This window comes from Pseudomonas monteilii NBRC 103158 = DSM 14164 (assembly GCF_000730605.1).
GTDB classification, from domain to species: domain Bacteria; phylum Pseudomonadota; class Gammaproteobacteria; order Pseudomonadales; family Pseudomonadaceae; genus Aquipseudomonas; species Aquipseudomonas monteilii.
The window spans coordinates 119,606-131,372 of sequence record NZ_BBIS01000010.1 but is presented as its reverse complement, the minus strand read 5'-3'; the positions used below and the strand labels follow the sequence as shown (position 1 = coordinate 131,372).

The following is an 11,767-nucleotide window of genomic DNA, read 5'->3' as shown; positions in this document are numbered from 1 at the left end:
TATTGACCATGACCGAGCTATCCGCAGAGCCCATCGATCTTGAGCCTGCCGAACTGACTTTGGCGCCGTTGCCAGTGGCGGTGCTGACCGCCCCAGGCGGCCCTCATGCGATTAAGGAAGACTTGCGCCAGGTCCTGGCCATGACCGCCGATGGGAAGCTGTACATCTCTCCCCAACACGTCAGTGACCCCTACGTGATGGCATTCATGGACCAGCTTGAGCACAAAGGCATTGACTACGAAGTGGTCTCAGCCTCGATGACTGAGATTAAGACGCTGTATCAAGCCTCGGCGTCGAGGGGCATGAAGGCACTTGTCGAAACCCAGCGCCAAGCCCAGGTGGTGGAGTTCATGGGGGACGCCCATCGGCGCGGCGCCAGTGATGTTCACATCGTCGTTTCGCACGATGTCACCCGGATCAAGTATCGGCTGTATGGGGTCCTTCAGGAGGTGCGCCAGGAAAAGAGCGACGTAGGGCGTGAATTCTGCGCTGCTCTGTACAACAGCATGTGCGATGTTTCTGGCGATTACTACCAGCCCCACATCGCTCAGGATGCACGCGTCAGCCGTAAGTTCGTCGACCAACTGGGCTTGTACGGCGCTCGGGTTGCAACTCGGCCGCTGGTGGATGGCCCGCTGATGGTGATGCGTCTGCTGTATGACGATACATCCAAGCAGAGCTTCGAAGAGCTCGGCTTCCTGCCTCAGCAGATCGAGCACTTCAGAAGACTGCGGAGCCTGCCTTACGGACTTAATCTGATTACTGGCCCAACAGGATCCGGCAAATCCAAGACCCTGCAGGTCAACCTCAACGCGCTGTATGACGAGACTGGTGGTTCCAGGCACATCCTGACGCTCGAGCATCCCCCTGAGTATCCGCTCAAGGCTAACCAGTCACCGATCTACGCTGGCGAGACTTGGGGTGACGGTATTACCAATGCCGTACGGCTTGACCCAGATGTCCTCATGTACGGTGAGTTGCGCGACCTGGCGTCAGCCCAGGCGGCGTACACCGGCGCCATGACTGGTCACCAGAGCTGGTCGACCCTGCACACGAACAACGTGATCGCCACCATCCAGCGCCTGATTGACATGGGCGTGGCTGATTACCTGGTCACCGATCCGCTGCTGACCACTGGGATCGCTAACCAGTCATTAGTGCCGGTGCTCTGCCCTGCCTGCCGGATCCCGCTGCGTGACCATACCCACGGCATCAGCAAGGATCTCTTCGCCCGGCTGAAGCAACTGCAGATCGTCGACCAAGTCAATCTGGTCGGTGAAGGTTGCAGCAAGTGCAGGAACCTTGGGGTCGTCGATCGCACCGTTATCGCCGAAACCTTGCTGACCAACGTCAAGCTCATGGATACGTTCACCAAGCGCGGCGCAAGCGCTGCGCGAAGGTACTGGGTCAATGAGATGGGCGGCATCACCAAGATCGCCCACGGGATCATGAAAGTCACCAGCGGGATAGTAGACCCACGCGATGCCGAGCTCTTCGCTGGACCGCTCGACTTCGACAGGCAGCTGATGGAGCAATCCGATGTTTGAATTGCTTCAGGGCTTCTGGACAGGGGTACGGGAGGCCGCCCAGGGCTGGGCGGTCACCTTCTATGCAAAGCAGTTTGGGAAGAACGAGCGAATCCAGTTCTACGAGAGCCTGATGGGCGTCCTGGAGGACGGTATCCCGATCGAAGAAGCACTGGAGACCGTCGCCAAGGCGTTCAGCAATGACGGTAAAACGATGCATCCAGTGTCAGTCATTTGTGGCCAGGTGGCGATGCTCGTGCGGGGAGGAAAATCTCTCGCCGACGCCTGCAGGAGCCATTTGCCATATGACGAGGCTTCCCTGGTCGATACCGGGGAAAAAACCGGCAACCTTGTGGAGGCTTTCCGGGACTGCGTCCGGCTCATCGAGGCCCGTCAACGCATTTCTCGCCTGGTGGTTTCCGTCGTAGCGCTTCCATCGATTACATGGAGCCTCATGGGGGCGCTGCTGTATGTCATCGCCACCTGGATGGTACCGTCGATGGCTCAACGGCAAGATCCAGAGCTGTGGACCGGCATCCCAAGTCTGCTTTATGTAATTTCCAAGGTGGTCACGAACTACGGACTTCTGATCGTTGCAGTCGTGCTGACCCTGGTCGTCGTCTCGTTCGTGACACTCCCATATTTCTGCGGCCTGCAGGTTCGACCGAACAGCCCGGTTTGGAAAACGCAGCTTAGCTTGCTACTGCAGACCACCAGGATGCGACTCGAAGGCATTCCCCCCTGGTCAATTTACAAAGTCCTGCACGGCTCAATCTTCCTGCTGAACATGTCAGTGATGCTCCGCGCCGGGGTGGGCCAGCTTAGTGCGCTCACCATTCTCAGCCGGAGCGCCTCTCCATGGCTGCGAGAAAGGATCGACGCAATCAACTACGGCGTCAGCTCGGGTAAAGACTTCGGTACAGCACTCAAATTAGCCGGGCACCAGTTCCCGGATCCGATGGCCATTCATTTCCTGCAGGTTTTGGCCACACGCCAAAGTTTCGCCGCATCGATGGAGAGGTTCGCCAATCGCTGGCTCGAGCAAATGCTCAAGCGGGTGGAAACGGTCTCGAAGTCCCTTACAGCCCTATCCGCAGTAATCATGGGCCTGCTCATGATCTTCGTGATGGTCGGCATCTTCCAGCTGGCCATAGGCCTGATGGACTCAATCCAACACTAAGCACACAGCCCAGAGGCAACCAATGACACTCTCTACCCCAAAAAACCAACGTGGCTTCCTGTCCATCGACGGCGTGATGTGGATCATGCTCATTACCATCGCCTTAGGTTTCATCGCCTGGATCGGCTACAAGATGCTGGGGAGCTCCGATGCCGCTGTAGAGCAAAGCAACATCACCACCATCATCACCAACGCCAAAAAGCTGAAGGGATCTTCTGGATATGGCACATCGGGGACTAATCTCGTGCCTTCGCTGATCGCTATCGACGGAACCGGCTCAATGGGCGTTTCGGGCACCACCCTGACCAACCAGTGGAACGGCGCCGTCACGCTTGTGAGCAATGGCATGACCTTCACCCTCTCCGAGAGCAACGTCCCCAAAGCGGCTTGCATCACGCTGACCACCAAGATCGCCAAGGACAAGCAGACCACCACCGCCATCAATGGTGGCTCGGCAACAAGTGGCGAGGTCCTTCCCGCCGCCGCTACAACAAGCTGCTCCAACGAAATGAACTCGATCTCCTGGACTACTTACTGAAGGCTGCCAGCGTGAGCTTGATTGCAGATGCTGAGTTCGTGGACCTCTATCTTGGCCATGATTTTGCCGATGTGAAGGGGCTGGCAGGTCAGCCCCGCAAGGCCGCCGCTCCTACGGAGTGGTCGACCGAGATCCAGGAACTGAGGGCGCGGTGTCTGCATCAGTACGAGACAACACGTGAGCCTGAGTTCGCCCTCGTGTTGGAGGATCGCGTGCTCTTGCGAGTGACGTACAACCTGGACGTCTTCACTAAGCCGTTTTTTGTGTTGAATCGGTCAAGAGCAACCATCATCCCCCTCGAAGATCTCGGGTTACCGGACCATATTTACGAGTGCCTGCTCGCCGAGGACACCCGGGGTCTGGTGTACTTCGCTGGTGAGATGGGCACCGGCAAGACCAGTAGTGCAGCCTCGGCGGTCAAGGCACGCCTGACAACACGCGGAGGCCTGGGCCTGACTGTAGAAGACCCGCCTGAAACGCTCCTCCAAGGCGAACATGGCTCTGGTCGCTGCATCCAATTGCCGGTTTCCCGTATGCAAGGCGGCTATTCAGAAACGCTGATACGAGCTCTTCGAACTCGCGCAGACCTCATCCTGGTCGGTGAAGTTCGAGACACGGCCACTGCCGCTGAAGTCATCAAGGCATCCATCAATGGCCATCTCATTTTCTCCACTGGGCACGGCGGCAGCATCGGAAGTTCCATCCAACGCCTGGCTGTACTTGCCGAGCCCATCATGCCGAATGCCCTGGAGGTGCTCTCACAGGGGCTGACGGTGGTCATTCACCAAACCCTCCTCCGTCCAGATCACGGACAGCCGCGACTCACACTCCAAACGCTGTCACTGGCCCTGGATGACGCGCCGTCCATCCGCGAGAAGATTCGTAGCGGACATCTTCAGATGATCGAGCAAGACATCGTCACCCAATCGAACAGGAGTCTCTGGCATGGCCAGTAAACGCGGGCAGGCTGGATTTTTTACCATTGATGGCCTGTTCGGCCTGATAGTAATGAGCATCATGCTGTCTCTCGCAGGTTGGTGGATGCTCAATTACGGCAACCAGCAGGACTACCGGATCGCTGCGGAACACCAGCGGACTGTCGCTGACGCTTTTGCCAAGTACCTCAAGGACAACTACTCCGTGGTGCTCAGCAATGCTGGCCCGACTACGCCTGTCCAGGTCACCGTAGACATGATGCAAAACACCAAGTATCTGCCGGCTGGCTTCAGCTCGACCAATAGCTTCGGCCAGACCATCGTCGGCCTGGCCAGGCGGCTGAACGCGAACCAGCTCGAGGCCATTGTGGTGACCACCGGTGGCCAGGTCATCCCGGAACTCGGCATTCGGAGCATCGCTGAGCATCTTGGCGGGCCAGGCGGCTTCATATCGTCACTCAAGCCCGGAGTCATCCAGGGCGTGCGTGGTGGATGGGAAGTGGCCCTCAGCAACTACGGCATTAATCCAGGGCAGGGACATACTGCGAGCGCGCTCTTCTTGATCGACGGCGACCTAGCCAACGACTACCTCTACCGCAATGCTGTACCAGGCCACCCTGAGTACAACCGAATGAACACCGCGATCGATATGGGTGGCAACGACATCAACAATGCCCGCGTAGTCACCGCGACGAGCGACATCACCAGTAAGGACGGCTGGTTCAGAAGCCAGAACAACACCGGCTGGGTGAACGAGAAGTGGGGCGGAGGTATCTACCAGTCCGATACTGACTGGGTCAGGGTCCTCAACGACAAGGGCCTGCTAACCGGCGGAAAAATCCGCGGCGGCACACTGCAGGCAGACGGGCGTGTGACAGTTGGGGAATACTTGGACATTGAGAGCACGGCTGTTGAAGGGCAAGCTTGCCCGAAGATTGGCATTCAGTCGAAAACCACTCTCGGTGCACCGCTCACTTGCCAGTGCCAAACGCCATCCTGTCAATCCAGTGCGTGGAAATCAGCTGGGGCTGCCGACTTCCTAGTCGTCAACTGCGTTATGAACAACTGGCTTAGTTGTGTACCGGTATGCCCCAGCGGTTATACTCTTAAATCATCATCTGGGGTATATGGCCAAAACAGCAGTTATTTTGCCGACCGATACTATGGCGTCGGTGTCTGCACCCGGTGACTCAGCTGCTCTATCGCTGGGCGAAGAGTTCTTATACTGCCGCCCCGAAGGTAATACCCCACCATGTGATAAAAAAGCTTTTTGGAGAGCAGTAGACTTGTTAACATTGTCCTCAACTTTTGTGATGCGATCAGACACATGTTCAAGATACTTAAGGAAAAAAAATTCAAGAAAGTCTTCCGGAAAATGGGGGGAAAGGCAGCCGGGGGTACGAATACCTTCAGCTCTCGGGCATGTGCAACCATTGAAGAGGGAGTCAACCTAGGACACATCCGGGTAGAACCCCCTTCATTGTCGATTGGTGCACACTCGTACATCCGAAGCGGAACAAAATTGTCTGTGATCTCAGAAATTGGCCGTTTTTGCTCTATCGGATCTGACTGCACGCTCGGGCAAGAGAAGCACACTCACCCAACAGACTGGGTGAGCACGCATCCATTTCAATACGAGGCTGGAGAATTAGCCTACTCCCCTGAACTATCTTGGGCTACTGTGGGACACGACGTTTGGATCGGCCATGGCGCTACAGTGTTAGAGGGAGTAAACGTCGGCACAGGTGCAATTATTGCTACAAGGGCCCTAGTGACCCGTGATGTACCGCCCTACGCAATAGTCGGGGGGAATCCAGCAAAGATCATCAAATACCGCCACAGTGCCGAAACCATTCAGCGCCTACTCAAAAGTGAATGGTGGAATCTTGATCTTACCTACCTTAGAAGCCTTCCTCTTAACGATCCAGAGGAGTTCCTCGATGCAATCGAAAATAATTCTTCATTACCTCAAGCAAAATATTCGAAATTAAAAATCGCAAAACGTAGGGCGTATTAAAAACCCACACTGAACCATAAAACTGTTTATTAGGATCTCGTCATGTACGTCTACTGGATCGCTATGACGCTTCTGATCGTAGCGGGGAGTATCTGCTCTCAAATGCAGTCTTCCGACGAGACCATTTCAGAGCAAGCCACGATCGATGCCCTCAGCCGAAGTCTGTTGATCTACCGCTCGGCCGCAGCAGAGTATGCCCGGGCCAACCCTGGGTTTACTGGAGCACCGACGGACTCATCCCTGAACCTTCCAGGCTGGTACACCAAGCAAAGCGGGATCGCCACATACATCGTGAGTGGTGTGTCCTACACCTACATCGCGGGAACGGTTCCTGCCGGCCTGCCGGCCGCATTGACCGAGCGCACTGAGTCCGCCACCGTTGGTGTGAAGAGGTCTGGCCAGTTGTTCTCACCGAAGGTGGGTAACATGGCCATAGCCGTTCCAGCGCCCGTCCCAGAGGGAGCAGTCGTTGCGGTCTATTGACAGTTGACGTCTCGCGAAAACGCCTACGAGCCTTGCATCCCGGCCATGGTACAACCCATAATGACATCAGTTTTGGTTCAACCCCGCTGGCTACTGACGGTCATCAGTAGCGCCCAGGTGTTGTGGTTCGCCTCAACACCAAACCGTAAGCACGCTATAGCTCCGGGAAGGGCGTGCGGATCTGGTTGAAAGCTCTCCCTGTGTCTCCCTGCTCTCTCTAGTCGCGCAGCCGTCTAACTCGTGATGATCGAGTTCACAGGCACATAGAGTTTCAAGAGGTTCGGTGCTTCTTTGATCCAAGGGCCACATTGGTAATGTGGCCCCTCCTCTTTCCTTCCCCTTGGGTAGCCTGATGGACTTGTCGAAGGTCCATGAGGCTACCCAATGGGTACTCTCTCCTTTGCCGGTGGCCCGCCGGCGATAAGCCGGGCTCCTTTTGTGCGCGGATGCGTGCCTCATGTTTGCTGGCCAAAGCCACGAGAATGGCCAGGTGATGAGAGTCGAAACGATCAATGCCCAGGGATCGACGATTCCGACACAGGTGGCTCCTTCAACTTTTTTTTTCAAACACGGCTGGGTCACCTTTCAAGGGCTGATCCAGCCGGACTTCTCCCTCCATCTCTCCCCCCTTTCCCCCCTCCGCTTGACACAACCCTTCCCCGCTCCGATTATTAAGCCGTGATCTGCTGACGTCGTCAGCAACATGCCCCATGCAGCTCGGATCCGTAATGCTGCAGCACGAAGTCTGTGTGATCCACCAGCCCAAGGTCGTTTAGCTTCTGGTAGCACGACCGGTCGACCTCCGTCGATAGAAGCTCCTTCCGCAAACCCAGCGGGGAATACATTTCCCCGTGAGGGACAGTGTTTTCTCCGCATTTTTTAACCGCAGGAGAAACACCATGACCGCAATGTCCGCACCCTCCATCGGCTTCCGTTTTGGCTACGCGCTCGGCACCCTCACCCGTGAGTTCCTGCGCGCCATGAAACGTCCAGCCCCAGTAGTCCCAGCACATGTTCGGCCTGTTGTACAACTCGCGAACATAGCACCCACCCGCAGCGACTGGGATGAGCTTTGCCGCATTCCAACCCTCGCACGCCGCGGTGTTGATCTGAACCAGTGGTTCGAAAACAACACCAAAGCGGTACCACCGACCAAGCGCCGCACCCGTCAGCGCAAGCCGAGCAAATCCAAAGCATCAGAGCTGCGTATGGGCCCGCTGAACGACCTCATAGCTCCAGTTGCGATCTAACTCCCTCCAACCTCACCCAGTGCCAGGCACCCCACCTGGCAAGGTGAGGGCCTGGCGATCAAAGGAACGCCATGGTTTCAAAAAAACGTGCCGCTGTGGCAGACGACCTTCGCAAGATCGGAACGACGGCCGTTGCCGCCGCCCTCGTAGGTATCTTCCTCAGCACTAGCCGTCTCCTGACCGCTTTCGCCCTCGTGGTAGGTGTTGTAATCTGGATCACAGGCATTTACCTCACCCCGGAGGAATGACATGAGCCAAACCACATTCGGCATCCTCATGTTCACCGCCCTGCTCGTCATCTGCGTCGGCATGGCAGTTTGGGCCGATTGGCCTAATATCAAACGCCGGTGCCAGAAGATTCTTCGAGCACATTGATCATCGATTTTCCCTACATAACCCTCCACCTGGAGGGTTTTTTTCTTTCAGGGCTTGACAATGTGTTTCTCCGTTTCCATCCTTGTGACCGTGAGCTGCTGACGTCGTCAGTAACCCAAGCCCGAGCAGTCATGATCTGAAAGACTGCTACACCCACTGCGGTGTTGATCTCCCCAAAATCGCCAAGCTTCCGGAAGCGCGATTGATCAATCGAGAGATTGATGGAAGCCCACCCAACTTGCTACATCCCAACCCACGCGGGGAATACTTTCCCCCATGGGCGAAGTGTTTCTCCGCTTTCGCTATTGAAACTGGAGAATCACCATGAGCAACCAATCCAACGAAGCCAAATTCTTCGACCTGCACACCACTGGCATCGGCTACCTCAACCGTATCCGTGAAGTCAGCCCCCGCAAGGGCAAGCCCTTCACCTGTGTCACCGTTGCAGCTTTGCACGGCGCGACTGATAAAGCCGAGTATTCCTACATCGACTGCAACGTTGTCGGTGCTGAGGCAGAATCGCTGGTTAAACGCTGCCAGCAGGCCGTTGAAGCCAAAAAGAAGGTGCTCGTCTCCTTCCGAATCGGCGACATCTGGGCTGACGCTTTCACCTATGATAAAGGCGACAAGAAGGGTCAGGCCGGCGCAAGCCTCAAAGGCCGTCTGCTCTTCATCGGCTGGATCAAAGTTGACGGCAAGCTGGTTTACGAAGCGAAGCCGAAAAATGCCACCCCGCCCACTGACAATCAGGGACAACCTGGTGTTGATCAAACGTTGAATCAGGAACAACCTGAGCAACCCGTGAATCAGGGACAGCCAGTCGCCGACCAATTCGGTGAGCAACTCGACCATGACCTCGGTACTGATCTTCCCAAGGAAGCCAACCAGGCTGCATAACCCCTATCAAGGCGCTGATTTCAGCGCCTTCATATTCTGCCAAGGAGGCAGTCATGAAAATCCTGTTCGCGTTGAACCTTCTAATCCTGGTCGCCGCTGTAATCCTCGGCGACATTGTTTTCGGTGCCTGCGCTTTCATTGGGCTGAGCGGTTTCGCGATCAACGTGCTCAACCGCAAAGCCAGCACAGTCCCGACTGCGCTGCCCCACTGATCACTAACCTGATTCCTACCCAATAGGGGACGACGATCCCCTTCGGGAGGCGTTTTCCTCACAAAGGACTTCGCCATGCCCTACTGCATCACTGTCGCTGGAGATATTCAGCAGTGCTTCCCTGACTTCGCTACCGCGCGCTCAGATATTCTGGAGCTGCGTAACCAGGGTCAGAAACCTAGGCTGTACTACTCGACCTCATTCGCGCATCTGGGCTGTGAGATCGATGATAACGGGGTGCGAATCCCAGACTACACAAACATGCAGTGGTGCGATTACGCCAAGCTGCTTCCTCACTTCGCCTCATCTTGGTCAATCACGGATGATGAACTGTCAAATGACAGATATCGTCTTGTTGATGTCTATGCGCAGCTCAGCGGCCGTGAATACCATCTAGCTGACATGGCCTATGCCCGAGGCGAGATAACTCCCAAGGATCTTCGGGTTAATACACGCCTTATCAGGGTCATACAGGGTCTTATGGATCCGAATGATCTGTAGCATTTCACTTAACCGTATCGGGAACATCACCCGATCTGGCTGATGATCCTCAATGGAGAGACATCATGCCTCTGCTGAACTTCGAGCGAAATTTCGAACTCCTCTACGTACCAGTTAATTATCCCGACCTGGAAGGGTCAGTTCATTTCTCATCAGTCCTGTCAGCGTTTTTGTGGCTGGATGAGAATAAGCCTCGGGTATTGAACTGGGAGTTACGTGATGTACTCACCGACGGCATCGCTTTTTGTATCGATGCGACGTATGCCATCGAGCTGTAACAACCAGACATCCTTCGGCTGCGCTCTTATAAACCTTATCGGGTACATCACCCGAGCGGGTTGGTGACCCCCTCATCGGAGAATCACCATGTCTCAAGCCACCCAAGTCTTCAATGGCGTCATGTTCATCACCAATCCCTTCGAGAAACGAGTTGCCGGGGCCTTCATCCGCGTAGACGTGCTTGAGCGGCGGTTCGCGGACTCAATCAAAGCTAGCTCGAACCTCGCCCTGGATCGCTGTGGCCAACACTTCGAACTGTACGAGATGAGCCTGCTCACTACGCTGCGCGATCAGTATGCAGCTCTCACCTTTCCTCACGACCAGTTGTTCAAACGTGAGGCAGAACGGCAAGGCTTCCAGCTCGATGATGAGCACTACCGCGCTGTACAGGAAGCTAGTTCCAACCTCTGGGAAGATATCTACGAAGACATGATCTGACCCACCCTGTATCACCAGTCCTCCACCCCGAAGGGTATCCCTTAGGGGGGGACTTTCAAAGCAGGCACCTGGCAACTGTGAGGCCTCAGCCTACAGTCCGGGAAACGAATTCCGTATTGGTTCACTGTCGTTGACAGTGCCTCCCGGAGCCAGGGTTTAAGGCTCCAGCGCGTTGCGCCAACCCACCCAAGATCGCCGAGCACTCGGCAGCGCGATCGCATCACCCAGTGATGGAGTGCCTTCTACATTACCTACCTGCGGGGATCTCATCCTCGCGGACGAGGCCTCGCTTTATTTGGAGACCTCATATGTCGTTTTCCCCCGCCTCACCCGAGGCATACCTCACCCTTCCTGTAGTCCTGGACAACCCGGCTTGGATGCGGGCGGTCTATCTCGAAAACCCCATGCGGGTGGCCGAGATGAGCCAACGCCTCGCCACTGTCGTCCAGGCGGCGTGGCAAGAGCTCAAGCAGCAGCCTCAGGCCACTGCTCTGTCCTTCGGTGTGTACACGAAGCGCCACACCGGCCGCGACCGTGACTGGGTCGCCCTCATGTTGCAAATCGTGACCTCCGAGGACGAGCCATCCTACATCCAGATCCAGCTACAGCACGCTGCAGACCCCGCCTGACACAGCCATTTTTACTCACCCAGAGGGGTCACCCTCTGGGGTGGCTTCTCTCAACCAGGAGCACGCCACATGGCACAATCACCCAACCCCTTCCACATCGCTACCGGCGATCACCCTGTACCTCATCCCTGCTACAGCCGAGCGTTCGAGATCGCCTCGGCACACTTGCCCGAGGAGGACTGGGAGGAGCTGCAGGCACTCGTAGAAACTGCTGATACAGCTCTGCTTCATTTCGAGTGCTTCACCCTGCCCGACAGTGACGCCATCGGCTTCAAGATCCTCAGCACGCCCTGGACAGACCAACATCTGGGACAGTACTGGGGGTACGACCTGTCGACACTTCAAGCTCTGCAAGCAGCCGAGGGTTTCAGCGAGGAGACCATCCGAGTGCTCACCCTTGCCGCTCAGGCTGAAGTGAGGTTCCTGGTCATCGACCCCAACAGCAACATTCTCGACGGTCTGCCTTTGTTCGACTGCTGACCACCTTCCACCCTCGCGGGGAACGCC

At 56.2% G+C, this 11,767-nt stretch carries 16 protein-coding genes; all 16 read left to right on the top strand.

Features of this window, described 5'->3' with window-relative positions; genetic code table 11:
* Positions 1–8: 8 nt before the first annotated feature.
* The 16 genes from PM2_RS06160 (at position 9) to PM2_RS06095 (ending at position 11,740) form a co-directional block, all read left to right on the top strand.
* A complete protein-coding gene (locus PM2_RS06160; protein ID WP_028700182.1) occupies positions 9–1,547 on the top strand; it encodes a GspE/PulE family protein in 1,539 nt (512 codons plus the stop codon).
* Positions 1,540–2,706, top strand: a complete 1,167-nt coding sequence (locus PM2_RS06155; RefSeq protein ID WP_028700181.1) for a type II secretion system F family protein — start codon at positions 1,540–1,542, stop codon at positions 2,704–2,706. Before PM2_RS06160 ends, PM2_RS06155 begins: the two co-directional genes overlap by 8 nt.
* A gap of 22 nt (positions 2,707–2,728) precedes the next feature.
* Positions 2,729–3,244, top strand: a complete 516-nt coding sequence (locus PM2_RS06150) for a type 4 pilus major pilin (protein WP_023628939.1) — start codon at positions 2,729–2,731, stop codon at positions 3,242–3,244.
* A gap of 11 nt (positions 3,245–3,255) precedes the next feature.
* Positions 3,256–4,200, top strand: coding sequence for an ATPase, T2SS/T4P/T4SS family (locus tag PM2_RS06145; protein WP_028700180.1), 945 nt, complete (start codon positions 3,256–3,258; stop codon positions 4,198–4,200).
* Complete coding sequence (gene pilV, locus PM2_RS06140; protein ID WP_028700179.1) at positions 4,190–5,368, top strand: shufflon system plasmid conjugative transfer pilus tip adhesin PilV; 1,179 nt, start codon at positions 4,190–4,192, stop codon at positions 5,366–5,368. Before PM2_RS06145 ends, pilV begins: the two co-directional genes overlap by 11 nt.
* Before the next feature lie 138 nt (positions 5,369–5,506).
* Positions 5,507–6,196, top strand: coding sequence for a CatB-related O-acetyltransferase (locus tag PM2_RS29800; RefSeq protein WP_080694048.1), 690 nt, complete (start codon positions 5,507–5,509; stop codon positions 6,194–6,196).
* 42 nt (positions 6,197–6,238) lie between these two features.
* The gene (pilM, locus tag PM2_RS06135; protein ID WP_028700178.1) at positions 6,239–6,679 is read left to right on the top strand and encodes a type IV pilus biogenesis protein PilM; all 441 of its coding nucleotides are present in this window, start codon (positions 6,239–6,241) and stop codon (positions 6,677–6,679) included.
* A gap of 899 nt (positions 6,680–7,578) precedes the next feature.
* Positions 7,579–7,929 (top strand): hypothetical protein, encoded by a 351-nt coding sequence (locus PM2_RS06125; protein WP_051564724.1) that lies wholly within the window; start codon positions 7,579–7,581, stop codon positions 7,927–7,929.
* Positions 7,930–8,178: 249 nt separating this feature from the next.
* Positions 8,179–8,304: a hypothetical protein gene (locus PM2_RS31785; RefSeq protein ID WP_023629570.1), complete on the top strand. Its 126-nt coding sequence runs from the start codon at positions 8,179–8,181 to the stop codon at positions 8,302–8,304.
* A gap of 324 nt (positions 8,305–8,628) precedes the next feature.
* Entirely contained in the window at positions 8,629–9,201 is a 573-nt protein-coding gene (locus PM2_RS06120) for an STY4534 family ICE replication protein (protein ID WP_028700176.1), read from the top strand.
* 53 nt (positions 9,202–9,254) lie between these two features.
* Entirely contained in the window at positions 9,255–9,413 is a 159-nt protein-coding gene (locus PM2_RS30690; RefSeq protein ID WP_023629568.1) for a hypothetical protein, read from the top strand.
* A gap of 75 nt (positions 9,414–9,488) precedes the next feature.
* Positions 9,489–9,914 carry a hypothetical protein gene (locus PM2_RS06115; protein ID WP_028700175.1) on the top strand — a complete coding sequence of 142 codons (426 nt, stop codon included), beginning with the start codon at positions 9,489–9,491 and terminating at the stop codon, positions 9,912–9,914.
* 65 nt (positions 9,915–9,979) lie between these two features.
* Positions 9,980–10,192 (top strand): hypothetical protein, encoded by a 213-nt coding sequence (locus tag PM2_RS06110; RefSeq protein WP_028700174.1) that lies wholly within the window; start codon positions 9,980–9,982, stop codon positions 10,190–10,192.
* Positions 10,193–10,280: 88 nt separating this feature from the next.
* On the top strand, positions 10,281–10,631 hold the full coding sequence (locus tag PM2_RS06105; RefSeq protein ID WP_028700173.1) for a hypothetical protein: 351 nt from the start codon (positions 10,281–10,283) through the stop codon (positions 10,629–10,631).
* Between the two features lie 419 nt (positions 10,632–11,050).
* Complete coding sequence (locus PM2_RS06100) at positions 11,051–11,260, top strand: hypothetical protein (RefSeq protein ID WP_233425952.1); 210 nt, start codon at positions 11,051–11,053, stop codon at positions 11,258–11,260.
* Between the two features lie 69 nt (positions 11,261–11,329).
* Positions 11,330–11,740 (top strand): DUF5983 family protein, encoded by a 411-nt coding sequence (locus PM2_RS06095; protein ID WP_051564723.1) that lies wholly within the window; start codon positions 11,330–11,332, stop codon positions 11,738–11,740.
* Positions 11,741–11,767 lie beyond the last annotated feature (27 nt).

Bases quoted from the DNA above. Each gene is read 5' to 3' on its own strand.
- PM2_RS06160 (WP_028700182.1), top strand. From the start codon at position 9: ATGACCGAGCTATCCGCAGAGCCCATCGATCTTGAGCCTGCCGAACTG.
- PM2_RS06155 (WP_028700181.1), top strand. From the start codon at position 1,540: ATGTTTGAATTGCTTCAGGGCTTCTGGACAGGGGTACGGGAGGCCGCC.
- PM2_RS06150 (WP_023628939.1), top strand. From the start codon at position 2,729: ATGACACTCTCTACCCCAAAAAACCAACGTGGCTTCCTGTCCATCGAC.
- pilV (WP_028700179.1), top strand. From the start codon at position 4,190: ATGGCCAGTAAACGCGGGCAGGCTGGATTTTTTACCATTGATGGCCTG.
- PM2_RS29800 (WP_080694048.1), top strand. From the start codon at position 5,507: ATGTTCAAGATACTTAAGGAAAAAAAATTCAAGAAAGTCTTCCGGAAA.
- pilM (WP_028700178.1), top strand. From the start codon at position 6,239: ATGTACGTCTACTGGATCGCTATGACGCTTCTGATCGTAGCGGGGAGT.
- PM2_RS06125 (WP_051564724.1), top strand. From the start codon at position 7,579: ATGACCGCAATGTCCGCACCCTCCATCGGCTTCCGTTTTGGCTACGCG.
- PM2_RS31785 (WP_023629570.1), top strand. From the start codon at position 8,179: ATGAGCCAAACCACATTCGGCATCCTCATGTTCACCGCCCTGCTCGTC.
- PM2_RS06120 (WP_028700176.1), top strand. From the start codon at position 8,629: ATGAGCAACCAATCCAACGAAGCCAAATTCTTCGACCTGCACACCACT.
- PM2_RS30690 (WP_023629568.1), top strand. From the start codon at position 9,255: ATGAAAATCCTGTTCGCGTTGAACCTTCTAATCCTGGTCGCCGCTGTA.
- PM2_RS06115 (WP_028700175.1), top strand. From the start codon at position 9,489: ATGCCCTACTGCATCACTGTCGCTGGAGATATTCAGCAGTGCTTCCCT.
- PM2_RS06110 (WP_028700174.1), top strand. From the start codon at position 9,980: ATGCCTCTGCTGAACTTCGAGCGAAATTTCGAACTCCTCTACGTACCA.
- PM2_RS06105 (WP_028700173.1), top strand. From the start codon at position 10,281: ATGTCTCAAGCCACCCAAGTCTTCAATGGCGTCATGTTCATCACCAAT.
- PM2_RS06100 (WP_233425952.1), top strand. From the start codon at position 11,051: ATGAGCCAACGCCTCGCCACTGTCGTCCAGGCGGCGTGGCAAGAGCTC.
- PM2_RS06095 (WP_051564723.1), top strand. From the start codon at position 11,330: ATGGCACAATCACCCAACCCCTTCCACATCGCTACCGGCGATCACCCT.